We start from the raw sequence: 24,693 nt of genomic DNA, 5'->3' as shown, positions 1-24,693 counted from the left end.
TATTTTAAAAGAATTCTGTTTAACATTCTAGAATGTGTGATACCTCCCTTGCCACTGAAAAATTTACCAATACCCAAAAAAGAATCTTTGCGAAAAACTCAGATAGGGAACCAAATGAAGCACAATCAATCCTGCATCTCCCTCGAATGGAACACGAAAAGGGATCTATATTAAAAACCACTTATATCGAAATTCCACAAACTCCAATTACTTATGAAGTTTTTTTAAGCAAACCGTTCCATATGTGGGGAGCGGAAATGGGTGTAAATGAATTTGGGCTTTGTATTGGCAATGAAGCCGTTTTCACAAATCTAAAAATAGAAAAACAAAACAATGGTTTGACGGGAATGGATTTAATCCGCCTGGCTTTAGAACGATGTAAATCTGCTAAAGATGGATTATTTCTCATCACTGAGTTATTAGAAAAATATGGACAAGATGCCTGCGGTGGATACAAAAACCGTTCTTTTTTCTATCACAACAGTTTTATCATAGCGGATAGAACTGATGGTTACGTTCTTGAAACTGCCGATAGATATTGGGTTGCAAAAAAAATAAATTCCTTTTATGCCATCTCTAATGGACTGACGATTGAATCAGATTTCGAATATTCATCATCAAACCTGATTGATAAATTAAGAAAAAAAACAAACAAAGAATTTTCATTTAAAGATCATTTTAGTGATCACTTTTATACGATGATGAGCCATTGCAAAGACAGAAGGTTATTACATCAAAAAACGGCTGAAACCTTAGAAAAAGAAAATACAAATTATACAATTAGGCAATCGATAGAAACCTTAAAAACTCATGCAATTGAAACTGATGAATTTGAACCATCTTCTTCTTCGATGAAATCTTTATGTTTACATGCAACTGGCCCAACAACACCAAATCAAACAAATGGAAGTTTAATTGTAGAATGGGATACATCGGAGACAAACCAAGACCCACTTAGAGTATTTTATACAGGAACTTCTACACCTTGCCTCAGCTTGTTCAAACCATTCTTCTTTGGAACCAAAAACTTTATTAACTCATCCAGTTTATTATCGAATGAAACATATTCGGAAACTTTATGGTGGTTACACGAATCGGTAGCAAGGAAATCAAATTTTGATTATCAATCAGTACGTTCGATCTTAGTCCCGGCGCTTATCGGATTACAAGAATCCATTTTAAACATTTCGAAAGAAACTCATTCACTTCAAAAAAAAGAAGAAATCCAGTGGCGATTTCTAAAAGACCATGTGAATGCTCTCAAAAAAATTGATGAGGAATTGCTTCAGGTTAAAATCGGTAGGAGTCGTTGGCAAAATCCTTTTTTTCAAATTTATTGGTCAGGACAAAATTCAAAACTAGGGATTCCCTTCCGCTAATAATAGAATGACGATATCATTTACGTTGGTTCCCGTTGGGCCAGTAAAAAGAAGCGATTGGCTGTCTTTTAGGATTGGATAAGAATTTGATCGGTTTAGCTCCGCCTGCGGATCCCATCCTTTTTCTTTCATCATCCTTAAGCTTTCTGAACTAACAATCCCTCCAGCGGCATCTGTTGGACCATCCGTCCCGTCGGTGCCAGCAGATAAAAAAATCCAGTTTCGACCGCTAAACATCGATTCGGTTTGGATGGCCAGACGAAGGGCCGTTTCTTGGTTACGACCCCCAAGTCCATCTCCATTTACCGGGCAAACCAACTCTCCTCCCAGTAGAATCATTTGTTTGTTTGGATTCTTTATAGCATTCGTTAATTCAACTACCATCCGTTTGGCGGTTTCCTCACTCGACAAATCCCAAGAATCAGAAATTGTTTTTACTTCATAACCCAAACGAATGGCCTTTTTTCCAATAGCTGCAATAGAGGAAGATAGATTCCCCATGATATAGTATTCGCTTCCAGGATAACTTGGGCCTGAAGAGATAATCCGAGGATCATCGCCCAATACATCAGAGATAACAAAGGTAAATACTTTTAAATTAGGATCTAATTGTTTGAGTAACTTACCTGCCTTTACCGAAGACAACTCCATTCTTTTAAGATTCATATCCTGAATCGGAAGTCCTTGTTTGAGTAAGCCCTGGTTGAATTGAATGATTTCTTCTATTGTATATCCTGGTAAAGGAATTTCAAATAAACTAGAACCACCACCGGACAACAAAACAATCAGTTGGTGGTCTTCACCAAGTTTTTTAAGATCTATTAAAACTTCACGAGAGAATTTTTCTGAATTGGAATCCGGAAGTGGATGTGCGGATTCTCTACATTTCCAAACACCCATTTGGCCTTTTGATCTAACTTCTTCAGGAAGGTGATTGTATTTGGTGAGGATAAATCCACGATCTACTGGAAAATACTCTTGGAAAGACAAAGCCATTGCATAAGCCGCTTTCCCTAAAGCAAAAACATAATTTTTCTTTTTTGGATTTGTGAAAAGATTCCTTAGTTCAGGATGTTCCTTCCAGAATGGAGCGGCAAGATATTTGGGAGTCGCAACATTTACGCCCTCCCAATAAAGTGATTCAATATCTTCCCTTAAAGTAGACACTACTTTTCTAATTTAGCAGGAATGCTATCATACAAAATGCCAGTAGGCAACAATTGCCCAAATTCCAAAACATCAGTAGGACATAAAGAAACACAAGCCGAACAACGTACACATTGTACGCTATCTAATGGAATTCCTCGACTAGCATAACCCATTACATCAATTCCTTGATGGCAATTTTTTGTACAAATATTACAAGAAATACATTTTTTCTTCTCAGAGAAAATACGGAACCTACTAAACTTAGCATAGATATGCATAAGCGATGCAAGCGGACAAAACATCCGGCACCATATTCTTCCAGAAAATAAAAAATAAAACCCAACGCCAACAATACCTGCAAGTCCAATATCAACTACCAGATCATAAATCCATTTGATTGAATCTGCGATAAATTCACCCATTTCAAATCCTGGATGAATTGTTTTCCCATAGACCCCCACTAATTTTAAGGCAGTCAGGATAAAGGCGACAAAAAGAATGTATTGACCCGAATGTTCTAATTTGTAAGCCCACTTCCCGTGTGGCATTTTTTGTCTATGTTCATCACCTAAAGTTTCAGCAAGGCCACCACAAGAACAAATCCATCCGCAATAAGCTCCCTTTCCATAACGATATACCAAAAAAGGAATTAACCCAAAACTAAACAGAATCCCATAACCTAACCAGAAATTGGTGATCCCACCATCATACAAAACACCCATACTGAGAGGCCAAGCCAAAATGAATCCATAGGCTTTCCAATAGGCATCATTTGGAAAAATTTCCCGACGAACAAATCCATCTGGACTCCCTAAATATCCAAGATCTCCAAGTTCAGGCAAAATGAGTTCTGGCAAAAGAAACAAAAAGAAAATTTGTACAAAAATCAAACTGAGAGTTTGATAGAGTATATACTTTGTTTTGCGAACCATAATCCTTCTGATTCCAAATACCAAAATGGTTAAAGAATATAACATCGTATAATGGAAAGAAGGATACTTTCCAAATAAGGTATAACCAAAATAAGTTGCGGACAAATAAACAAAAAGAAAATAGAAAAAAAGTGCCAAAAGATAAGTATTACGAATCAATATCCATGGTTGGAAAACCTGTTTTCTCTTTCCCCATTTCAAAAAAATAAATAACAACAAACTAACGATTGTTAAACCAGAAAAACCAGTAGCCAAGAGAGAGAACCAACCAGGGCCATAAAAAGAAGCTTTTCCCAAATAGGCGAGCCCAGCGAAGGAAAAAAGAGTAAAAAAACCGACCCAATCTGAAATCGATTTTTCATTCTGAATTTTGATTCCGATTTTTTTAAGAAACGAAATAGGTGCCAAATTTCCAATAAGAACATAAACCAAATCAGCCTTACGTTTGCTAGATGATACAGGTGATTTTATAAAAACATTCTGTTCCGAAATTTCCGTTATTTCTGATTCCTGAAGGAGTTTGATTTTCCCTTCCTTGATTTTTTCCTCTAGTAGGATTTTATTTTGTTCTTTTGGTCTTGAAAATTCTTTTCCTCGATGAACCAAAGATACTTCATTTGCAAAATCAGAACATAGAATGGCAGCTTCAACAGCGCTGTCTCCACCTCCGACAATCACAACCGATTTGTCCTTAGTATCTTTAGGATCAAAAAAACGATAGAACACATTGGGGTTAGATTCACCTCTTACACCCAATCGTTTAGGATCTCCCGATTTTCCAATCGCAATCACTACGGAGTTAGTGAGATAAGAATCTCCTGATTCTGTTTTAACTATGTATAAAGAACCTTCTGATTGAATAGAGGAAACTCGTTTCCCAACATACAATTCAATCGAATCTTTTTTTAATAAATCATTTAGGTATTTTAATAAATCTTCTTTAGTAGAATCAAAAATTTTAATTTTTGATTTTGTTTCAGTTTGTTTAGGTTCTGCGAAAATTGGTTTTTGTTTAGGATAACTATGGATGGTTTGAAAAGGAAGATTTGCTTCTAGAACTACATACTTTTTTTGTAACCGACTAGCCTCATAAGCACAAGATAATCCGGCAGGCCCAGAGCCAATAATGACAACATCCAAACAATCTGTTTTATTTTCTCGAATGTGTTTCCAAACATTCACCCCACTTTCCGCTGCTAGTTTCAACAGAGGAACACCCGTTAGGTCACCGATCACAAATATGTTAGGGAGATTCGTTTCATAGGAATCTGAAATTTCCGGATAGATTTCTACACCACCGGTGGGAACAGATTTGGTTAACCAGCTAAAATAAGAAGAAGGCCACATATTTTATGATTTAAATTCGGTATAAAAAAAAAGAAATGAATTTAACGTGCAAGAGGCAATTGGATGATAATTTTTGTTCCTATCTCGGGATTACTTCTCACACGAAGAGATCCTCCTTGTTCTTTTAGCAACTCCATACAAACCAAAAGTCCAAGACCTGTTCCTTTTTCACCAACAGTGCCAAATCCAGAAGTAAAACGTTTACCTTCGACAATCTTTTCCAAAAGTTCATCTGTCATCCCAATTCCTTCATCCTGAAATCTAATTTCCATAAACGAAGATACTGGTTCCGCTTCTATGATGACCTTTCCTTTAGGATGAGAATATTTTATCGCATTGGATAATATATTACGCAACACAGTTGAGGTCATTCGTTCATCACAATAGATCGAATCACCATTTAAAACTTTTATTTCCCAAGTTATTTCTTTATTAGTGGCTTGGATGTTAAGTATATCCATAGCATTTTTTAATAATAAAGATAAATTTAAATTTTTGGGATTGTATTGTGTTTTCTTTGTTTCGTTCCGAACCCAATCAAGTAAACTTTCTAATACTAAGTAAGATTGATTAGTACTCTTTTTAAGTTCTTTTAATCCAAAAATCAGCTCGTCCCTTTCCGGTAAGGAACTAGTCAGATAACCTAAATAATTACTCATTGTACCAATGGGGCCTTTTAAATCATGAGCTAAGATAGAAAAAATACGATCTTTATGATCATTGATCCGAACCATTTCTTTATGAATCCGATTGATGTTTCTCAAAAAATAAAACATAAACAAAGCCACAAAGGATAAACAGGATACTACAGAATTAATTCGAAACAGATCCTGAACTTGCTTTTGATATAAAAGAGTCCCCTCTTTGAAAACACCTGGAGTACCAAAAAATTCAAACCAAACATAAAACATCGTGTTCATCAAAAAAAGAAAAAGAATCCACCACTTATCATCGTAGGAAAAAAGCACAAAAGGAATAATTGCAAACACTAGAAAATAATAATAAAATCCACCCGAAGTTCCAAAACTAAAGGTAGAAACACATAACAATGGAACTGAAATAATAAATACTAAGATGATCCGAGATAAAGAGTATTTTCCTTTTACATTTAAATATAATATCACTAGGAATACAAAGACAACAAAGGTATGAATATAGTTCATAAACTGATAAAAAGGAGCTTCTGCTATGGTAAAAAAGATAGAGTATTGTATATTTGAAAAAATACCCAAAACCGCAATTAAGTTAGAAAGTTGTACACGGACAGAGGCTTCCAAACCTAAATGTTCAGTCACGCCTAAATTCAGTAACTTACGGATGCCTAACCAATCCAGTATCACTTTCATTTGATATCGATCGTAAAGTATGTTACGTCATCTGACAAACGAAATGCGAAATTTCGAATATCCTTTTTGATTTTTTCGTTGAGGTCATGTAAGGGAAGGTCGATACCAGCGGCCAATTGTTCCCTTAGTCGCATTTCTCCGTACAATTCCCTGTTTTTATTTTGGCTCTCCGTAATCCCATCGGTATAAAAAAAGAAACGATCCCCAGATCTTAGTTCTCTTGTAAATGTCTCGACAAAGACATCCTTCTTCCAACCCATAATGGGACCACGCCCCCCGAGAGGAGTTAAAGATTTTGAATTCACGTTCATCGAATATGGGCTTGGGTGACCCATAACCGAATACTTTAGTATAGATTTTTCTAAATCAAAATGACTAACAACAGCCGTAATATAATTTTTTTCGACTACAGGTAACATTTTAAGGTTTAATTCAGATAAAAAAAGCGCAGGGTCTTTTTCTTTAGGAGCAATTTCCAAAAAATTTACCTTTAACATACTCGCAATCAATGCGGCAGCAATTCCGTGGCCCAACACATCACATAACAAAAAACTAATGGAACCATCTTTATGAATAAAATAATCAAAATAATCACCGCCTATTTTTTCCATAGGCATAAATACAGAAGCAACGCTTAAACCATTATGTTTAAACTCCATAGGAGGAATTAGTTTTGACTGTAGTCCAGCTGCCATCACCAAATCATCATGTAAAAGTTTATACTGTTTATGTAACTCTTGTGTACGAAGGGTGACTAACATTTCCAAAGATTCATTTAGATTTCGAAGTTCTCTTCTAGTTCGTGCACTTTGTAGGGCAATGGCAAGTACTCCCGAAAACAAAAATGTTAAGATTCCGTATTGGGTTAAATAAGCGTTTTTTCCGGTCAGTATGTCTGTAATGACATCGGCAATTCCAAAAAAAGTTGCGACAAGTGCACCGAGCGAAACAACAATTGCTTCGGCGGTTTTTTTATAATTCTTTACTAACAATTGAATGAGAATCGGGACCTTTATCCCAAGCAATAGATACCAAATATATACAAGATAAAACCGACTATCTGGATCCATAGAAAACAACTGAAAAAAAGCAAGGACAGTATCCAAAAAGAAAGTGATCACAGCCAGCTTAGTGATGCGACGATCAAAAAGACTATGAACAAATAACATGATAAATACAGGAAAGATAAACTGACTAAAGAACAACAACCGAACCAAAATTTCGGGTTCAATCAATAGAAAATGAATTTTATTGAGAACCGGCAATCTCCAACCTACAAAAAATATTGCAGTGCCAGCAAGATACAGTCCTGACTTAGAAGATCGATTTAATGCGTAACCAATCGCTTGTTGTAAAAAAATCCCAAAGAATAAAGCTGCGATTAAAATTTGATTCACATCTTCAAAAACCATTTTGTCTTTAATTTGGTCTTGAGTTCCGAAAATTGGTACCGAACGAAAAATCCCACACCTAAACTGTGTTTCACGACACTCTATTTCAACAGTGAGTTCATTTTTCCCCTCTCTCAAATACGAAATCGGAATTTCATAATAACGAACTTTGTGCCAATAAGGATAATACTCGGGAGAAAAACTTCCAGTCGAACCGATGGATTTTCCATTCCAAAATGTTTGGTCTGCGGAATGGATTCTATCCATATAAATGGCTTGGGAAGATTCAGGAAAGGTTGGAAACGGAATTTCCAATCGATACTTACCACGTAAAGGAACTTGGTAACCTTGGTCCACCAAAGGTACACCGACTAGCACTGGTTTTGAATTGGTTTCTCCCTCTAACTGGAATGTCCAACCCGAATCCAATGATTGAACCTCCGCACTGAGTGATGCAGTCAAAAGAAACACGAATGAAAAAACGAGTTTCATGGAATTTCTGGAGAACACCGAAAGGATTGAACAAAACTTCTAAAGAAGTGCAAGGATTTTTTAAGGTTGGTAAATATTAGAAAACCCTGCCTGCCTTTGGCAGACAAGGGTTATAGGCTTATAAGCCAGTTTTTTCTGCGATTTTTTTTCCGTATTCAGGATCACATTTGGTAAAATGTTCAACATTCTTTTTTACCAAATCTTTAGGAATCCCTTTCATCGTTCCTGCAATGACCGAGGTAAGACGTTCTCTTTCTTCCGGTTTCAACATTCGATACAAATCACCAGCTTGGGAAAAATCATCATTCTCCTTATGGCTATTGTAACGATCCGCATCTCCTGAAATTCGAAGTGGTGGTTCACTCACCTGTTCGTTCTCAGTAGGCCCAGAAAAACCATTTGGTTCATAGTTATCATAGGAAGGGTTTTCTTCTGAACGGTAACCATCCACTTGATAATTTTTTGTAGGAGAAACAGACCGATTTACAGAGATTAGTTGGTAGTTTCCACCTAATCGATACCTCTGTGCATCAGGATATGCAAAAAGTCTTCCTTGTAACATTTTATCAGGAGAAACTCCAATCCCAGGAACCAAATTACTTGGACTGAAAGCCGCTTGTTCCACTTCAAAAAAATAGTTTTTTGGATTTCTATTCAATTCAAGTTCACCGACTTCAATCAAAGGATAATCTTTATGAGACCAAACTTTCGTTAAGTCAAAAGGATTTACCTTATAATTCTCCGCATCCTTTTCAGGCATAATTTGAATACAAACCTTCCATTTTGGAAAATCCTTTTTATGAATGGCTTCAAACAAATCTCTCGTCGCATAATCTGGATCGGATCCTGCTAACTCTCCTGCTTTTTCTCTTGTTAGATTTTTGATTCCTTGTTTGGATTTAAAATGAAATTTCACCCAAAATCTTTCAGACTTCTCGTTCCAAAAACTAAATGTATGGGATCCGTATCCATTCATAAACCTGTATCCATCAGGAATCCCGCGATCACTAAATAAAATTGTGATTTGGTGCATTGCTTCCGGTGACTTAGCCCAATAATCCCACATTCTTACAGGATTTTTATAACCAGTCACAGGATCTCTTTTTTGTGAGTGAATGAAATCAGGAAATTTTAATGGATCTCTTTCAAAAAACACGGGAGTGTTATTTCCTACAACATCCCAATTCCCATCTTCAGTATAAAACTTCACGGCAAAACCACGCGGATCACGTTCGGTATCTGCAGAACCTTTTTCACCTGCAACAGTAGAAAACCTTAGAAACATTGGTGTTTCCTTTCCGACTTTTTGAAACAGTTTTGCAATCGTATACTCAGATAAATCTTTTGTTAGGCGAAATACTCCATAAGCACCAGCTCCTTTTGCATGGACCACTCGTTCTGGAATTCTTTCCCGATTAAAATGTGCAAGTTTCTCAATCAAATGAGTATCCTGAATGAGAACGGGACCTCGATTTCCTGCGGTTAAGCTGTGTTGGTTACTAGATACAGGTTGTCCACCTGCCGTTGTTAATTGATTGTTGCTCATATTTGAGCCTCCTTTTTATTTTTTAAAAATGTATTTCTTATGGTTTGAAGAAAAAATTGGATCCAAAGAATCCATTTCTTTTGGTTCCCTTTGATTCTGCTTATGGGATATGTCGTAAGATAGGTTACGATTTTCTTTCGACCAAACATCGTAGCGTAATCAAGTGCAGTGAATCCTTGTGGATTTTTATAATTAGGATCTGCACCGAAACGGAGAAGTAAGGAAACAACTGCTAGGTGTCCTTTAAAAGATGCTCCCATAAGAACAGAATTTCCTGACCGGTCAGATTCATTTGGATTTGCACCCCACTCGAGTAAATGCCTCGTGAGATCTTCGTGGCCATGATAAGAAGACAATAATAAAAGTGAATTTCCCTTTTCATCCTTCCAATCCAAAGCCTCTGGTAGATGGATTTCCTTAGAAAGTCCCGCAACATCTCCTATCCGTGCAAAATGAAAGGCAGTTTCCTTTTCCAGATCTGCGCCCTGAATTGTAGATTGGAATTCCCTCCATGCAGTGGATTCATTCAATTCATCCATTCGACCTTGTTTTTCTGCTTCCATCTGGTTTCCCTCTACCGATCCCCTGTTTTCAGAAAGACCGTCATTTAGACTAAGTCTAAATTTATACCAAATACACTCAAATGATTTTTTAGACTTAGTCTAATTATTGACAAAAAAATGCGTTCGGAGAACTTGAAACTGAGATGGATCTAAGTTACCAAAAAACCAAGGAATTGCTTGAATCCCACGGGATTCGGCCGACTTCCCAAAGATTGGAAATGGCGCATTTGCTTTTGGAACGCCACCAACACCTCTTTGCCGAAGAGGTATTTCATTTGGTGAATTCCCATTTCCCCCATGCATCACGAGCGACCATTTTTAATAACCTCAAACTCTTTGCTGAGAAAGGAATGTTAGGAACTTTGGAATTAAAAAATGGGGTAACTCATTTTGATTCGAATATTGATCCTCATCACCATGCTTTAAACGAAGAAACGGGAGAAATCACGGATGTGGAAATGGATGAGGTACTAGAATCTAAAGTTCTAGAGGAACTAAAAGATAGTTACTTTAAGAAGACAGGAAAGAAACTAGATAACGTAAAACTTGTCATCACTCTTAAAGGAAAATAATTCCTTAGTTTCATTTCATATGCCAAATACTTTTCCCTCCATTGCGATCAGTGGGCTTGGATCCGTAACGGTAACCATCATTCACGCACTTTATCAAAATAAAGTGCCTTTCAAAATCCTTTGCCGAAATGAAAACAGATTACAAACTTTAAGTAAAACTCCTTTGCGTTTCAAAGGTCCCAATGGAAAAGTCACAGAAATCGATCTCAAAGATCATCTAACAAACATTAATAAAAATACAGAGAAGTATGATTATATTTTTATTGGATGCAAAAACCAAAATCTAAATGAATATTTAGAAGAAACAAAGGTCTTATTATCTTCCACAGGAAAATGGATTCTAATTCAAAATGGAATTCCTGAATCCCATTTTGAAGCCTATCAAGACAAAATCATTGGCGGGGTTGTGGGCTGGAATACCCAAACATTAGCAGATGGATTGTATTACCAATCCAATGTAGGTAGTCTCATCCTTGGAGAGGCAAAAGGTATAAAACCAAATCTATTTTGGAATCAGATTCTCCCACCTTTTTTACCAGTAATTTTGACCGACAAACTCAACGGATTTCGATGGCATAAACTAGCAATTAACTCCATTATCAATGGACTTGCGGCTGCCAAACATCAAAGTTTAGGAGAATTATTCCTAAACAAAAAATCCAGAGATGAAGCCCTTGAGACATTAACGGAAATCAAACAAATTATAAACAAACTTAACATCGAAGAACAAGTAGTTCCAGGATCATTTCCAATTGCTAAGTTAGGTAGTGGCAAAGGGTCTTTACCAACATGGATCCGTCACTTAATTCTTATTGTCCTTGGCTTAAAATACTTTCGCATCCGTACTTCGATGGTACAAGATTTAGACAATGGACGGAAAACGGAAATTGATTATATCAATGGAGAAGTGGTGACAATTGCAAAAGAACTCAATGTCCCTGCACCGAAAAATGAATGGATTGTTTCTAAAGTCAAAGAACGCACAAAATAATTTTTATTACGACTAACTTCGTTATTTTCCCAAACTTAAAAGTTCTGAAATGGAATGATTGGATTCTAGGGGGTGGCGCAACTTTTGTTCTGTTTGGATAAGGTATTGGTTCCTACGTCCATCCTTACTTTTTTCTAAAATTTCCGCATCCGCCAAATCTTTGACAATGGTTTGTACGGCTCTCTCTGTGATTCCCACAAGTAATGCGACATCTTTCAATCGCATTTCAGGATCTTTACTCAAACAAATCAAAACATGAGCATGGTTGGAAAGAAAGGTCCATTGAGCGACCTTTTTAGTAGATTCTTGAGGTTTTCTTTTTTGTTCTTTTGTCATTCTTTACATAAACCAATTAGAGTTTTTACATTCGATCAAATTAAATTAAAATTTAATTTTGTTCCTCTGAGAATTTAAAATCCCTAACAAACCAAGCCCAATAAATAAATAAAAACTGAACCGGTAAACGTGCATACAAAGCCCAAATCGGAAATCCATAATCTTTTCCATCTAAGGCGGTTAACAACATATTAATGTTAGCAGGATAGATTGCGAGTAACAATAAGATAATTCCATAACAGGTTATCTTTCGCATTCGTTCATAAAGAACAAGGGAACCAAGGGTTATTTCCGCAAGGCCACTGGTTACATTCAAAAGTTCATGGAAAGGAAGATAATCTGGCATCATTTCCAAATAAAACTCGGGAGAAAAAAAGTGATTAATTCCCGCCGTAATATAGAACCCACCCAGAGAGTACACGAGAAATTTTTTCATCACCGAACTAGAACATAAGGGAAGAAAAAATCATTACAATTTTTTACCCGAAGGAAATTTCTAGCAAAACTTACGATGTTTTAAGCGACAATTTGCCCTTCTTTTGATTTGTAATGCCCCAATTTTTCTTCCAACCTTTTGCGACTTTTAATGGTAATTCTACTTGGTTCGATGACTAAGTTGGTATCACTCAGAAATTCTTTGATGCTTTCTGATTTGACTTTGATGATTCCACACATATTACAAAGTTCTTCCATCTGAATATAGATGGTATGGGCATTGGCCAGACTTTCATCTAAACTTCTCCCCAAACGAATGTCTTGGTCTCGAATGGAATTATACAGATAGGCATAAAGACGGATCACAGGAGTTTTTAGTCGTAGGATCACCAAACGTTGGTGAGAGAACCAAATACGTCTGGCGATACTTTCGAAAATTTTCTGTAATAGAGACGGTCCAACTGATTCAAATAAATTTTCTGCCGTCACACGAAGGATTTTACTTTTGGTTTCAGTGATAGCAGAAGCCATCCTTGGTGCATTATCAATTAATGACATCTCACCAAAAATTTCACCAGGTCCCAAAACATCGATTACGTATTCAAAACCTCTAACAATTCCAAATAGTTTAACGTTTCCTTCTAACACGACATAGATTTCGTTACTCTTTTCACTTTCGACAAAAAGAATTTCACCCGGTTCCAAATTTGCTTGCATACTATCCCAAACAAAAGGTTTGTAATTGGAACCAAAAGATTTTAGTAAATCGGTTGCTTCTGTTAGGTTCTCTGTGGAATTATTTTCTTTAGACCAGTTCAAAAAACTCTGAATCGAATAGGCTGCTAAATTTGGTTTTTGCCAAGATAAATAAGTTCTAGCATTCAGAACCAATCGTTCTGGATGGTAATCTCGGTCAGCTGGTTTGTTTGCTTTGGAAAGATGTTTTTGGAGTGTTCGAAGTTCTCTTGAATAAAGACTCAAAATCTTCATCGCCAGTTCTTTTCTTTCCTTTAGGTAGGAACCCAAAAGTCGAATGGGAATTTGAACCAGTTCAACATCCGTATCGGCAAATAATGTCACTAAAAATCGATGTTCGGTTAGCGCCGATACGAGTCCAAAACTGTCACCGGCTTCATAATACGCGAGTTCGTGATCAACAACTATGTGTTCGGAATCAACCGAAACACGGCCAGACCTAACAATAAAAAAATTCCCAGTATTGATGGAATTCTGCACAACAATGGCAGCACCTTTGGAATAATTAACGACTTTGATTTCTTCTACGGACACTGAATCAAAAATATTGGTTTTGAAGGTAAAGAGTCAAACATTTAATAAATTCCAGAAGTCATCTGATTCCAAATCAAATCGTACACTTTATTAGCAGAAATTTCTTTTTTGGAATATGGGATTTCCGAAGAAAAAATTGGATAAAATTCTTTTTTTCCATGAATGGCCCCATGAGAGCCTTTTACCAAATTGGCATCGAGCGGAATGACATTCATCAGGTAACGAAATCCCAGTTTTTTGCGGAGCAATTTAAGACCAGCTCGGAGACGAATTCCTGGTTTATGGGGATCCATAAACATTTCACAAGGATCATATCCTGGTTTTCTATGAATGTCCACCAAACGAGCATAATCTGGAGCATTTTTATCATTTAACCAATAGTAATAAGTAAACCAAGAATTTGAATCTGCCACAAGAACAATGTCACCAGAACGTTTGTGATCTATATTGTATTTTTTTTGTGCTTTTTTATCTAGAATAAGGGAAATTCCGTCAATATTTTGTAACAATTTTGTGACTTGGGTTTTTGTTTTAGAATCCTTACAATAAATATGAGCTATTTGATGGTCAGCTACGGCAAAGGCAGAAGAGGCGCCGGGATCAAGAAGTTCATACCATCTCTCTTTACGAACAGCAACAAGCCCCTCCTCCCTTAGGATTCGATTGATATGAATCGGACGAAAGACTGGAGTGATTCCGTATTCGGACAACAATATGATTTTTGTATTTTTACTTTCATAGTATTCGATCAGTTGTTTGAGAACTGAATCAATTTCCGAAAGTTCTTTTTTGATTTCTGGAAGGTTTGGCCCAAACTTCTGAAGGCAATAATCTAAATGAGGAAGGTATACCAAAGTGAGTGTAGGATCATATTTTTGATCAACAAAGATGCTAGCGTCAGCAATCCACTTTGTTGATTTGATATTAGCATTGGGTCCCCAAAAATTAAAAAGTGGGAACAATCCAAGTTCAGATTGCAATTCATCTCTTAACTCTGGAGGATTGGAATAACAATCGGGAGCTTTGACACCATCAGCATGGTATTGTGGTCTCGGTGTGACTGAATAGTCGGCACTAGAATACATATTGTACCACCAAAACATTTTGGAACAAGTGAAGTTAGGATCCTTTTTTTTAGCACGTTCCCAAATTTTTTCTGCTTCCACCAAATGATTGGATTGTTTCCAAAATTTTATTTCCGCATCATCATGATCATACCAACCATTTCCGACAATTCCATGTTCACTCGGCCACTTCCCTGTCAAATAAGTTGATTGAGAACTTGTCGTGAGCGCCGGCAACATCGGCTCAATCAGTAGAGTTTGTTTTTTTTCCAAATATTTTTTCAAAAAAGGAGTATATTCTCCCACCAAATACGTGCTAAGTCCCACGACATCAATCACAACTGTCTTTTGAAAGGTTTTTGAATTTGGTTTTTTCATTTTATATCCTATTCTATTTTATCATTTTGATTTTCCAAAACCGACAACACCCACTGTACCTCTCGAATGATGGAATCAGATATTGGTAACTGTAATTCCTTTGGCAAAACTCCCCAAGTATAGGTTTCTATCTCTAAAGCATTCGTAAAAAGATATTTTTTTTGTAAACTTAAGAGTTCTAAAAGTTCATTTCTAGTGGAGGATACGAGTCCGTAAGAATCTAAAAATACGGGAACATGGAAATGGATCCGCCATTCCTCGTTTGGTTCTGCCCCTTTTTCTAACGCTTCTGGTAAATCGGGAAAGGAAACCAATTCAGAAGAATTCTTTTTTGAAAGGACTTGATGGAGATAAGTTGGTTCATTAAAACTCGTCAATAAATCGAGTTGTTCTTTTCTTTGTTGGTTAAAAATTACTTTTAAAGCGGAACTAATTTGAATTCGACCCACTTGGATCAAATTCTCTTTTAAAATATTAACAATTGTTTGGTTTCTTTCAAAACTAACAGCAGAATGACAAACATCTAAACAAATACGAATGTGTTTCCTGATTGTATCTTCTGCAATCTCTTTTGAAAATCCAAAGTGGTTTTGTATTTTGGAAATTGCTAGCGGCAAAAACAATTCGATAAACCATTTTACCCAAAGGTTAACATTTCCCAAAATCCCATCTGGTTCTGGTTCTATATCTAGATGTAAGGTTTTACCAGTTTCTTTTTGGATTTGGATTAAATGGAGAAGGATTTCTAAAATATTCTGAGTCGCAAAACTTATCCTTTTGTTTCGTTCGGAATCACTAGAATCAAAATATTGGTAGGATAGAGGTGGTGTAGAAACTCCTCCTTCCATCCCTGCGGGAAGTAGTTGCGATAAAATAGAAAATAACCGAATGGTATATTCCAATCTTTCCTTTGTTGCCCAATCAGGTTTGTATACATTTTCCTTAACATTCGTTTGATGAAAATTACCATAAGGGAATCCATTGATTAAAAAAACATAAAACCCTTCGTCTTTTAACCAGGTTTGAAATTCATACATGGTTTTTGGATTTAAAAGTTCAATCGAAGCTTCATTTGCTAATCGAAGGCCCAATCCCATTTCTGAATTTGGTGCCATCGTTTTACGAATTTTGGGAAGGTTTTCTTTTAATTGCAAAAAATGGTCCGACCAAGTTTCTCCAGGATGGATGTTAGAACAATATGTTAGGTGGCCATATTTAGTTTTCACTATAGTGTTTCCAAAAAATCAACAGAAGTTGCTAGTTTTTTTGGATCCATTTCATGAACTTCTCTCGATTTACCAATACCAGTTAACAACATAATGGTGAGCCTTCCGCCCAAATGTTCCTGAAACTCTTGTAATCCCAAATATAAATTCTTTTTTTCTCCGGCAGATAGTTGCGGATGATACAAAGTAAAACCAATTGTTTTTAGAAGGGAATGAATCCGGTTTCTATCTTCTTCAGATAACATTTGAGTTTGAAAAGAATACTCTGTATCTAATGCCATTCCAATCGCAACAGCTTCACCATGTCGTAACGAAAAATCGGTGAGGTATTCTAATTTATGTGCTGCCCAATGCCCAAAATCAAGTGGTCTGGAGGATCCAAACTCAAATGGATCTCCTTTCGCAATATGTTCCATATGAAGTTTGGCACAAGTATGGATCAAGGTAGCCATCTTTTCTAAATTACGATTCCGCAGAGCTTCTGCATTCGATTCTATCCAAAGAAAAAAATCTTTATCTTTGATTAGTGCTACTTTGATTGCTTCCGCCATCCCAGAGCGCCAATCCCGATCATCCAAACTTTCTAAAAACAAAAGATCATTAAATACGGCAACAGGTGGTGCAAAACTTCCTAAAAAATTTTTTTTACCTTGGAAGTTGATTCCGTTTTTAACACCAACACCAGAATCATTTTGGGATAGCACCGTAGTGGGGATACGTACCAATCGAATCCCTCTATGAGAAACAGACGCTACATAACCAACCAAATCCAAAATGGCTCCACCCCCAATGGCAATGATATAAGAGTGTCGATCAATTCCATACTGATCAACAGCATTGACTAGCGATTCCCAAAGTTTCGGATGATTTTTGCAATCCTCTCCGCCTGGAATCACCATTACCTCATTCATTAAGTGGATAATCGAATCCAGTTTTTGAAAGTATAAACGAATCTCTGAAACTAAATTAGGATGATGAAGGATCAATCCTTGGTCGATGATGACTAAAGCTTTCTTGGTGATTCCTTCTTTTTTTTCTGAGACAAAAAAATCATACAGACAAGGGTTGTTTTGAAAAAATATTCCATTGGTAAACTGAACAGTATAACGAAAAGGAACTTGGAATTCGGAGGAAAGAGCGGGAAGAAAATCTTCATTCATAATAAACTCTAAGTTACAGAAAAATATTTTGCTAACACCAAAGATAGTGGCAACAAACAAAGAATAAAAATTGCCAGAGGAAAAAATCCAAAACTAACAGCAAAACTAGCATCCAAAATGATTAATGAAATCACACCCATTTTCACCGCCTTACCAATATTTGGTCCAATTGGAGTTAGATAAGCATTGTATAACGGAGGAAAAACCATTCCCAGATGCAAAATAATAAATGGTAAACTAAATAAGAAATTTCCCATTTGAAATGATAAAAAAGACAAAGTCAAAAAAACGGATACATATAATATTCCAGCAAATACTAAGGGAGTTTTTTTCCCACCATGAACTTCATCCCGACTAATCATTGTGATGGCAGCAATATAAAGAATTGGCAAAAAAGATAATGAAGTTTCAGAAACCGTCAAATCAGACACTAAACTCATCCCTAAAACTAAATTCCCACCTCGACACATTCCCATCACAATTGGCCCCAAAATGGAATGATGCTTCGCAAAACGGTTGTAAGCAAGAATAAGCAAAACAACAGAAGAAGCGATAAAACCACTTTGTATTTGATAAAAAAAAGCAAAACCAATACCCAAACCTAAAAGCGTACTTCCAAAAATCAAAGCCGAAGATTGGGATATTTTTCCACTAGGAATTGGCCGTTCTGGTCTTTCTTTAGTATCAATCGATACATCAAAATAATCATTCAGAACCACTCCACCACCATACAAACAAATGGTGGAAATAACCAAAAAGAATGGGGTTTTATCATTCCAAACAAAACCGACAATCGCCATACCGGCAAGTATATCAGCCACCGCAGTGACTACATTAGCTGGTCGTAATAAAGTTAGATATGCCTTTAGATTCATTTATTGAATAAACAAAGAATTTTTATTAATCACTGGTTGTTGACCACCACGAAGGATCGAATTACCGTGAAATTTTGCATTGGGATCCGGTTGGCTATCTGTTTCAAAATCAGTGACATCAATTTGTCCACTTTTAGCAAAAGCATCAATGGCATTTTGATAAGTTACCTTACGAATGACATCCAAAGGAATTCCTCTCTGTTTCATAAGGGCTGCTGTTTTAGGGATGGCAAGAGGATCTGAAATTCCCCAATCTGCACTTGAGTTTATCATAATCCTTTCAGGGCCGTATTTTTCAACAACGGCAACCATTCTTTCATTTCCCATTTTGGTAAATGGATAAATGGTAAAGGCAGCCCAAAAACCTTGGTCTAACACAGACTTAACGGTTTCTTCGTTATTGTGATCTACAACAACCCAAGAAGGATCCAGTCCATGTTCTAAAGCAATCGACATACTTCTTTCCGTTCCTCTTTTTTTGTCGCGGTGTGGAGTATGAATTTGCACAGGCAAATTTGTTTTTTTAGCAAGATCTAGTTGTAAACGATAATATTTTTCTTCCAATTCAGTTTGGTCATCAAAACCAATTTCTCCAATGCCAACAACACCTTCTTTATAAGCAAACAACGGCAAAATTTCCATTACTTCTTCCGCCAGACGTTCGTTATTTGCCTCTCTAGAATTTAATCCCATGGTGCAATAATGTTTAATTCCAAATTGAGAAGAACGAAACCTTTCCCAACCAACAAGACTACTATAATAATCCTTAAAACTAGCGAGACCCGTCCTCGGTTGGCCTACCCAAAAGGCAGGTTCAATGATGGCCACAATTCCGGCTTTCGCCATCATTTGGTAGTCATCTGTTGTTCTTGAAATCATATGAATATGAGGGTCAAAAAACCGCATATCCTTGATTAGGTTTTGATAATCCTCCCACAACAAATCTCTGTGAGTTGGAGGTCCTTCGTTTTGGCCTGTGGATTCAAAATGCGAAGGATGATTCGTTTTATCGTTTGGATTATGGCACATAAAATTTCTATTCGGGAATGATCTCAAACTTAGACCATTCCAACTCTCCCTTTTGTATTGATAATTCGAATCCTTGTTCTTCCTTTAATAAGGAACGAATCTTAGCATCTTTTGATTCATAACAAACAAGTGCTGCCACTTCTTTTTCTGCTTTGATATCAGAGGAAAACATATGAAGTAATTTATCAGCCATTGTCTCACTAGTAAAACCAGAGAGTAACCTCCATATCTGAAGAGGGACGGTTCTTCCCGCGGCCGAACGTTCACTGATGAAATCAGAAATGGATATGGCTAGTTCTTTATTTTTACGTTTATCGATTCCAGAAATCCAATGAATGGGTTTTCCATTAAAAATGGTTTTTAGTACAAGTTGGTTCCATGCAAATTCTGGAAAATATAGTTCTGGATATGGATTCCGGAGTGCAATCGAATCAAATACAAAACCCATATTGGAACGGACTGCATCTGTGGCTCTTGGTAACCATTCAGTAGGATAAGGCAGAAGTGGTAGAGCAGAATACAACGCAACCAGTTCACCAAGTTCAGCAGTATCAAACAATGTTTCTATATTTTTAATAAATTGTTCTTTTGGTTCCGAAGGTAAATGCAAAAGCAACCAAACTCTCGCTAAACGGACTAAATTCCAACCATCTACGTCAAAACCTGGCAAATTAGGAATCATAGTCCCCATAGATTTTGAATCATATGAAATATTCTTTTTAGATAAAAAACGTGGTGTCGCAACAAAAGCTGTCATCAAATCCAAAACATTTGATTTGATTTTCTCTTCTAACCATTCACGCTCTATCTTAGTAGTTTGTTCAAAAAGGAATTGAGAAAAATTTGTGGGAAGATTTGCCATAAGAAACTAATAATTGAAATCTTCTGACGATTCCCTCACTTCGTAAATCAAATATTCCATTTAGGTCTCCCTTTCCCAAACAATTTGATTATTTTTTTATGAATTCTTGAAAAAATCAATCCAGGGTATCATAACTTAGATTACACTCATTTCCATAGAATCAAAACTGGTAATTCTATTACCGAAAAATTTAAAAGGATTTTTTGGTATGTTTAAAGATATGTCCGAATATAACGAAGAAACAGTTCTTAACCAAACCAAAGAATGGATATTAAAATCTGTGATTGGACTCAATCTCTGCCCTTTTGCAAAACCAACATTTCATTCAAATACAATTCGTTATGTGATCAGCCATTCTAAGAACAAAAAAGATTTGTTAACTGATTTAAAATCAGAATTATTATTTTTGAAAGAGGCAGATCCTCTCCTTACGGAAACAACCCTCCTAATTCATCCTTATGTTTTGGATGACTTTTTAGACCAAAACGATTTTTTAGATGATACAGACTTACTTTTAAATCACTTGGATTTGGAAGGTATCATTCAGATTGCAAATTTTCATCCAAAATTTCAATTCGCTGGGAAAAACAAAAATGACATAACAAATTATGTAGGCAGATCCCCTTATCAAACCTTACATTTGTTACATGAAGATAGCATCAGCCGCATCGTTGACTCTCATCCAAATATTGACAGTATTTTTAAAAACAACCGGAAAAAATTAAAAGAACTGGGGCATGAAGGTTGGAAAAAACTGGGATTGTCTTTCCTTCAATAATTGCTTACAAAACGTACACAAACTTTCAGAAAACCTAGGATTCCTACCAATCAGTAAATATAAGATTTGAATCTTGAATCTATCTGTGTCCACTGGCTGAAATACAGGTGGTTTCAAATGTCCGCATACAAACAGCGAATCGCAATAGGACTTGTTTCGCTAGGATTTTTCCTATTTACTTCTACTTTGCCATTGGATGCTCAGTTCATCACTCCCGTCAAAAAAGAGGTTCCGGAAACTCCCCCACCGCCGCCGCCACAACAGCAACAGCAACCGCCTGCACCACCGGCTCCTCCTGAAGAACCTGTTGAATATGTTAGCCCACAAAAAGGCAATCTGTCTGGCGAATATCTCAAAAGCATTCAGGTTACCGCCAAACAAAGAAAGGCGATCCAGGAAAACACAAATCTTTGGTTTGCTGATCGATTTCGAGTTGGTTTTGGAATTCGACCTAAAGCGGATTCTCTTTACAATACAGACTTTGATAGATCCACTCCAGACAATCGAAACACTGTTAGTAACCAAACACAGTTTTATTTAATCGGAGATTTATCTCCCAACATTGCATTCAAACTAAGTTTTCAAGATGTTAGGCTATGGGGTGGAGAAATTGTAAACGGCTCTTCTGATCAAAAGTTAGCTGTGATTCCAAATTCCGGCAACTTAATTGATACCTCTAAACAAAGAGACGTTGCAATCAATAACTACACTGGATTTCGAGAAGCATTTTTAGATTTAAAAACAACCAACCAAATGTTTCGAGTGAGAACTGGCCGACAAATTTTAGATTATGGTGATGGTCGTATCGTTGGATCGCGTAATGATAGTTTGAACGGAAACTCTTTTGATGCGATTCGAACGACAATTGCTGTTCAAAAACATAGTTTAGATTTTTTTGGTGCCATCATCGGATCTGAAAACAATGCAAATAGTATGGTTTCCAATAATTCCACTCGTGTGGGAGGAACAGGAAATGCATCTTATTATGGGGCACATTATGGATTCAAACCTTGGGAATGGTTAGGAATCGAAGTTTACAACTTCACTCTTTATAAACAAAAACTAAAAGCAACCAATACAACTGCAAATTATGGATCCGATATTTATTACCGAGGTCCTGACCAACTTAATACTTCTGGATTTCGCCTCACCAATCGTACGAAAGGAAACATGATTTCTAGCGAAACAGGAATCGACTGGATGGTTGAAGCAGCTTGGCAAACTGGATTTACCGGCGAACGTGTATCTCCAGATTGGCTTAACAAAACAGGAACTTACACTACAGATAAAAAAACAGGGGAAGCCCCTCCCCTTTCCTCACCTGTTCAATATAAGGCGAATATTGTTGCCGTCCAATTGGGATACACCCCTGTTAAAGAATTTCGGATTGGAATACAATATGTCCAAGCATCAGGTGATCCAAATCGAAATGATGGTAGTGTAGCCACTTACAATCCACTATTTGCAACAAGAAGGATGGCAGGCGGAGGATTACCTTTCGCTGGAAACGGAAATTCAGGAATGGTGTTTTGGCAGAATGTCAAAGACTATTCGATTCATTTAAAATATGAATCTTCTAAATGGGGGATATTTATTTTGAACCCTCACTGGTATTATAAAGTGAAACTCCAAGACGGTTATTACGATAACAACAACTATGTTGCAGGAAGTAAAGCCACTGGAGAAACCGCTTCGACAGAAGATTATTTTAATACAGAAGCTTATAACCCAAACAGACCAAAACTGGGTAGGCATGTTGCGACAGAAATTAACTTTATCTATATTGTAACACCCTTTGAAAATGTCTCTTTTTGGTTTGGCGCCAGTTCCTTATATGCAGGTGATGCAATTCGAAATCAAAAAAACAATCCATACGAAACCGACCCTTACCACAGATATGATTTCAAACCAAACTCTAGTTATTTCACAATACAAAGTGTATTTGCCATTTAGTTAAAAGAATTTCATTGACACCTCTGATTAATCTTAGTTTGTTTATCAAAACTAAGATTAATCAGGAAAATATGAGAACAATCATTACATTAGCAATTACAATTACACTATTCAATTGTCGCTCCAAACCGGACATTTTGCCGAATTATCCCAATAAATCTTCGGCAATTGTATTTGAGCTTGGCGTACCCAAACTTTTCTTTGGTGATGCTGGCGCCGAAAAAGTTTGGCTAGTAAAACTTGAAAAAGGTAAAAACAAAATCAGCGAACTAAAATTACTCGAAACAAACTTTCGCTCTAGGTCTCGTTTATATTATTTAAACATTGAACCAGGTGAATATGCATTTGTTGGAGCGCATATATATCAAAAGGGAAACCAAAACCAACCGGAAGCTAATTTTTATCACGTTTTTGATAGAATCAATCTTGAAAAATCTAAATTCACGGTAAAACCTAACCAGATTCTTGTTTTAGGAAAATATCGAATTGAGTTTAACGGAACTCCTTTAGAACAAGATCCGGATATGGATAACGTGGGCGAATCCATTGTTGGAAATTTTAAAACGGGTATTGGTATCAAAATTGCTGCAGCAGTCGCAACAGCATTATTAGGTGGAGGAAGTCCCGATAGTTCTGGTTATTCAGGATTCACCGAAATTGTTCAGACTCCAGAAATGAAAGCCGAAATCGAAAAAGAATCTAAATTAGATTTAGAAGGAACTGAATGGTTTGTGATTCCTATAGCAAAATAAAATATTCTAATTTTATTTTCTATTGAGAAAATTTAGTCTAATGCACAAAACAATCATTAGACTAAATTTACCAAACTATTTTTGTTTTTCAAACCTTTGTAAATCAGCAGAAAACACTTTAGTTTGTTCCAGTTTTAATAATTTGGCTCCTGCCGGAACAGAATAAATAGCACGAATAGTTCCCTTTCCTCCATTTTGCGCCAACCAACCAGTAGTAGTCCTTCCAGCATCTGTATCTCGCGACATAGGAATCCCATACTGACAAGCAGTCATGGCAGCGGCATAAACATTCCCATTCACTTTTGGAAAAAGTGGTTTGCCTCCATAAGTAGCTGTTGGAACTAAATTTTGGTTCGGAATCTCAACAAACAATTTCATTTCAGGAAAACCAACAAGAACGTCGTCTTTTTCAAAACGTGCTGGTGAAGTAACATAATAGCGGGCATAATCTGAATTTTTGATTGTCCATTCTAAATTTCTTTCTGTAAGTTTATCATCACAGATATTGAAAAATCTAAAATTTTTAGTTAAGTTGGTTACCTCAAGAGTAACAACATAAAAATCTTCGCCCCACCAATCATTGTTAACTTTGCGGTAAAATCCTAATTCCACTAAGTTGATTTTAAAATCGCTTGTTAGGTTTTCCTGGCTTGGTGAGTTAAAAAAAGGGGCTTTTGTTTCCAAAGATTTACATTGGTAAAACAATCCGAATAACAAAAAAACAGAAACAAATTTAAATTTAAACATATTGGACAACCTAACTAAAAATTAATTCTTCTGTAAATCTATTTTCTGATATTCCATTTGGTTAGAAACTACTAAGATTGATCTGAATCCAATTTAGTTT

22 protein-coding genes are annotated in these 24,693 nt (G+C 36.4%); 6 read left to right on the top strand and 16 right to left on the bottom strand.

The genetic code is table 11. From position 1 onward, the window contains the following. Positions 1 to 32: 32 nt before the first annotated feature. The gene (locus EHQ70_RS06255; protein ID WP_135584591.1) at positions 33 to 1,379 is read left to right on the top strand and encodes a C69 family dipeptidase; all 1,347 of its coding nucleotides are present in this window, start codon (positions 33 to 35) and stop codon (positions 1,377 to 1,379) included. On the opposite strand, the gene EHQ70_RS06250 is transcribed toward EHQ70_RS06255, so the two are convergent. The 6 genes from EHQ70_RS06250 to EHQ70_RS06225 all read right to left on the bottom strand — a co-directional run bounded on the left by EHQ70_RS06250 (position 1,359) and on the right by EHQ70_RS06225 (position 10,145). Then, positions 1,359 to 2,546: a glycerate kinase type-2 family protein gene (locus tag EHQ70_RS06250; RefSeq protein ID WP_135584589.1), complete on the bottom strand. Its 1,188-nt coding sequence runs from the start codon at positions 2,544 to 2,546 to the stop codon at positions 1,359 to 1,361. The genes EHQ70_RS06255 and EHQ70_RS06250 overlap by 21 nt on opposite strands. Then, complete coding sequence (locus EHQ70_RS06245) at positions 2,546 to 4,807, bottom strand: NAD(P)-binding domain-containing protein (RefSeq protein WP_135584587.1); 2,262 nt, start codon at positions 4,805 to 4,807, stop codon at positions 2,546 to 2,548. Before EHQ70_RS06245 ends, EHQ70_RS06250 begins: the two co-directional genes overlap by 1 nt. A gap of 41 nt (positions 4,808 to 4,848) precedes the next feature. Next, positions 4,849 to 6,153: a sensor histidine kinase gene (locus EHQ70_RS06240; RefSeq protein WP_135584585.1), complete on the bottom strand. Its 1,305-nt coding sequence runs from the start codon at positions 6,151 to 6,153 to the stop codon at positions 4,849 to 4,851. After that, a complete protein-coding gene (locus tag EHQ70_RS06235; RefSeq protein ID WP_135584583.1) occupies positions 6,150 to 8,036 on the bottom strand; it encodes a PP2C family protein-serine/threonine phosphatase in 1,887 nt (628 codons plus the stop codon). Before EHQ70_RS06235 ends, EHQ70_RS06240 begins: the two co-directional genes overlap by 4 nt. A 118-nt stretch (positions 8,037 to 8,154) precedes the next feature. Next, a complete protein-coding gene (locus EHQ70_RS06230) occupies positions 8,155 to 9,582 on the bottom strand; it encodes a catalase (RefSeq protein ID WP_135584581.1) in 1,428 nt (475 codons plus the stop codon). Beyond that, positions 9,579 to 10,145 (bottom strand): ankyrin repeat domain-containing protein, encoded by a 567-nt coding sequence (locus EHQ70_RS06225; RefSeq protein ID WP_135584579.1) that lies wholly within the window; start codon positions 10,143 to 10,145, stop codon positions 9,579 to 9,581. Before EHQ70_RS06225 ends, EHQ70_RS06230 begins: the two co-directional genes overlap by 4 nt. Before the next feature lie 143 nt (positions 10,146 to 10,288). Between EHQ70_RS06225 and perRA the strand changes: the two genes are divergently transcribed. Together perRA and EHQ70_RS06215 are read left to right on the top strand one after the other, a co-directional pair. Beyond that, positions 10,289 to 10,717 (top strand): peroxide-responsive transcriptional repressor PerRA, encoded by a 429-nt coding sequence (gene perRA / locus EHQ70_RS06220; protein ID WP_135584577.1) that lies wholly within the window; start codon positions 10,289 to 10,291, stop codon positions 10,715 to 10,717. Further along, positions 10,692 to 11,708, top strand: coding sequence for a ketopantoate reductase family protein (locus EHQ70_RS06215; RefSeq protein ID WP_244288236.1), 1,017 nt, complete (start codon positions 10,692 to 10,694; stop codon positions 11,706 to 11,708). Before perRA ends, EHQ70_RS06215 begins: the two co-directional genes overlap by 26 nt. 21 nt (positions 11,709 to 11,729) lie before the next feature. Here EHQ70_RS06215 and EHQ70_RS06210 read toward each other — a convergent pair whose 3' ends face one another. The 9 genes from EHQ70_RS06210 to EHQ70_RS06170 form a co-directional block, all read right to left on the bottom strand. Continuing rightward, positions 11,730 to 12,044 (bottom strand): MarR family transcriptional regulator, encoded by a 315-nt coding sequence (locus EHQ70_RS06210; protein ID WP_135584574.1) that lies wholly within the window; start codon positions 12,042 to 12,044, stop codon positions 11,730 to 11,732. A gap of 52 nt (positions 12,045 to 12,096) precedes the next feature. Next, entirely contained in the window at positions 12,097 to 12,480 is a 384-nt protein-coding gene (locus EHQ70_RS06205) for a DoxX family protein (protein WP_208729509.1), read from the bottom strand. An 80-nt stretch (positions 12,481 to 12,560) separates the two neighbouring features. Beyond that, the gene (locus EHQ70_RS06200; protein WP_135584570.1) at positions 12,561 to 13,769 is read right to left on the bottom strand and encodes a Crp/Fnr family transcriptional regulator; all 1,209 of its coding nucleotides are present in this window, start codon (positions 13,767 to 13,769) and stop codon (positions 12,561 to 12,563) included. Between the two features lie 41 nt (positions 13,770 to 13,810). Continuing rightward, complete coding sequence (locus EHQ70_RS06195) at positions 13,811 to 15,211, bottom strand: alkaline phosphatase family protein (protein WP_135584567.1); 1,401 nt, start codon at positions 15,209 to 15,211, stop codon at positions 13,811 to 13,813. Positions 15,212 to 15,219: 8 nt separating this feature from the next. Continuing rightward, positions 15,220 to 16,437, bottom strand: a complete 1,218-nt coding sequence (gene eboE / locus EHQ70_RS06190; RefSeq protein ID WP_135584565.1) for a metabolite traffic protein EboE — start codon at positions 16,435 to 16,437, stop codon at positions 15,220 to 15,222. Beyond that, positions 16,437 to 17,597 (bottom strand): 3-dehydroquinate synthase, encoded by a 1,161-nt coding sequence (locus tag EHQ70_RS06185; protein ID WP_135584563.1) that lies wholly within the window; start codon positions 17,595 to 17,597, stop codon positions 16,437 to 16,439. The genes eboE and EHQ70_RS06185 overlap by 1 nt, the downstream gene beginning before the upstream one ends. An 8-nt stretch (positions 17,598 to 17,605) precedes the next feature. Beyond that, complete coding sequence (eboC, locus tag EHQ70_RS06180; protein WP_135584561.1) at positions 17,606 to 18,472, bottom strand: UbiA-like protein EboC; 867 nt, start codon at positions 18,470 to 18,472, stop codon at positions 17,606 to 17,608. Beyond that, on the bottom strand, positions 18,473 to 19,501 hold the full coding sequence (locus EHQ70_RS06175; protein ID WP_135584559.1) for a TatD family hydrolase: 1,029 nt from the start codon (positions 19,499 to 19,501) through the stop codon (positions 18,473 to 18,475). 7 nt (positions 19,502 to 19,508) lie between these two features. Continuing rightward, positions 19,509 to 20,363 (bottom strand): EboA domain-containing protein, encoded by an 855-nt coding sequence (locus EHQ70_RS06170; RefSeq protein WP_135584557.1) that lies wholly within the window; start codon positions 20,361 to 20,363, stop codon positions 19,509 to 19,511. A 208-nt stretch (positions 20,364 to 20,571) separates the two neighbouring features. Between EHQ70_RS06170 and EHQ70_RS06165 the strand changes: the two genes are divergently transcribed. From EHQ70_RS06165 to EHQ70_RS06155, 3 genes are all read left to right on the top strand, one after another. After that, a complete protein-coding gene (locus tag EHQ70_RS06165) occupies positions 20,572 to 21,141 on the top strand; it encodes a DUF1415 domain-containing protein (protein ID WP_135584555.1) in 570 nt (189 codons plus the stop codon). 117 nt (positions 21,142 to 21,258) lie between these two features. Further along, positions 21,259 to 23,094, top strand: coding sequence for an alginate export family protein (locus EHQ70_RS06160; RefSeq protein ID WP_135584553.1), 1,836 nt, complete (start codon positions 21,259 to 21,261; stop codon positions 23,092 to 23,094). A gap of 71 nt (positions 23,095 to 23,165) precedes the next feature. Further along, positions 23,166 to 23,846, top strand: coding sequence for a hypothetical protein (locus EHQ70_RS06155; RefSeq protein WP_135584552.1), 681 nt, complete (start codon positions 23,166 to 23,168; stop codon positions 23,844 to 23,846). A 75-nt stretch (positions 23,847 to 23,921) separates the two neighbouring features. Here the strand turns inward: EHQ70_RS06155 and EHQ70_RS06150 are convergent, their stop codons facing one another. Further along, positions 23,922 to 24,593: a hypothetical protein gene (locus EHQ70_RS06150; protein ID WP_135584550.1), complete on the bottom strand. Its 672-nt coding sequence runs from the start codon at positions 24,591 to 24,593 to the stop codon at positions 23,922 to 23,924. Positions 24,594 to 24,693 lie beyond the last annotated feature (100 nt).

The sequence above is a fragment of the Leptospira congkakensis genome (assembly GCF_004770265.1).
GTDB lineage: Bacteria > Spirochaetota > Leptospiria > Leptospirales > Leptospiraceae > Leptospira_A > Leptospira_A congkakensis.
This window is presented reverse-complemented; position numbering and strand designations above follow the sequence as displayed.

Excerpts from the sequence above, each read along its gene's own strand:
- eboC (WP_135584561.1), bottom strand. The coding sequence starts at position 18,472 with ATGAATCTAAAGGCATATCTAACTTTATTACGACCAGCTAATGTAGTC.
- EHQ70_RS06175 (WP_135584559.1), bottom strand. The coding sequence starts at position 19,501 with ATGTGCCATAATCCAAACGATAAAACGAATCATCCTTCGCATTTTGAA.
- EHQ70_RS06195 (WP_135584567.1), bottom strand. The coding sequence starts at position 15,211 with ATGAAAAAACCAAATTCAAAAACCTTTCAAAAGACAGTTGTGATTGAT.
- EHQ70_RS06210 (WP_135584574.1), bottom strand. The coding sequence starts at position 12,044 with ATGACAAAAGAACAAAAAAGAAAACCTCAAGAATCTACTAAAAAGGTC.
- perRA (WP_135584577.1), top strand. The coding sequence starts at position 10,289 with ATGGATCTAAGTTACCAAAAAACCAAGGAATTGCTTGAATCCCACGGG.
- EHQ70_RS06155 (WP_135584552.1), top strand. The coding sequence starts at position 23,166 with ATGAGAACAATCATTACATTAGCAATTACAATTACACTATTCAATTGT.
- EHQ70_RS06240 (WP_135584585.1), bottom strand. The coding sequence starts at position 6,153 with ATGAAAGTGATACTGGATTGGTTAGGCATCCGTAAGTTACTGAATTTA.
- EHQ70_RS06170 (WP_135584557.1), bottom strand. The coding sequence starts at position 20,363 with ATGGCAAATCTTCCCACAAATTTTTCTCAATTCCTTTTTGAACAAACT.
- EHQ70_RS06205 (WP_208729509.1), bottom strand. The coding sequence starts at position 12,480 with ATGAAAAAATTTCTCGTGTACTCTCTGGGTGGGTTCTATATTACGGCG.
- EHQ70_RS06185 (WP_135584563.1), bottom strand. The coding sequence starts at position 17,597 with ATGAATGAAGATTTTCTTCCCGCTCTTTCCTCCGAATTCCAAGTTCCT.
- EHQ70_RS06150 (WP_135584550.1), bottom strand. The coding sequence starts at position 24,593 with ATGTTTAAATTTAAATTTGTTTCTGTTTTTTTGTTATTCGGATTGTTT.
- EHQ70_RS06230 (WP_135584581.1), bottom strand. The coding sequence starts at position 9,582 with ATGAGCAACAATCAATTAACAACGGCAGGTGGACAACCTGTATCTAGT.
- EHQ70_RS06165 (WP_135584555.1), top strand. The coding sequence starts at position 20,572 with ATGTTTAAAGATATGTCCGAATATAACGAAGAAACAGTTCTTAACCAA.
- EHQ70_RS06255 (WP_135584591.1), top strand. The coding sequence starts at position 33 with ATGTGTGATACCTCCCTTGCCACTGAAAAATTTACCAATACCCAAAAA.
- EHQ70_RS06160 (WP_135584553.1), top strand. The coding sequence starts at position 21,259 with ATGTCCGCATACAAACAGCGAATCGCAATAGGACTTGTTTCGCTAGGA.
- EHQ70_RS06225 (WP_135584579.1), bottom strand. The coding sequence starts at position 10,145 with ATGGAAGCAGAAAAACAAGGTCGAATGGATGAATTGAATGAATCCACT.
- EHQ70_RS06245 (WP_135584587.1), bottom strand. The coding sequence starts at position 4,807 with ATGTGGCCTTCTTCTTATTTTAGCTGGTTAACCAAATCTGTTCCCACC.
- EHQ70_RS06235 (WP_135584583.1), bottom strand. The coding sequence starts at position 8,036 with ATGAAACTCGTTTTTTCATTCGTGTTTCTTTTGACTGCATCACTCAGT.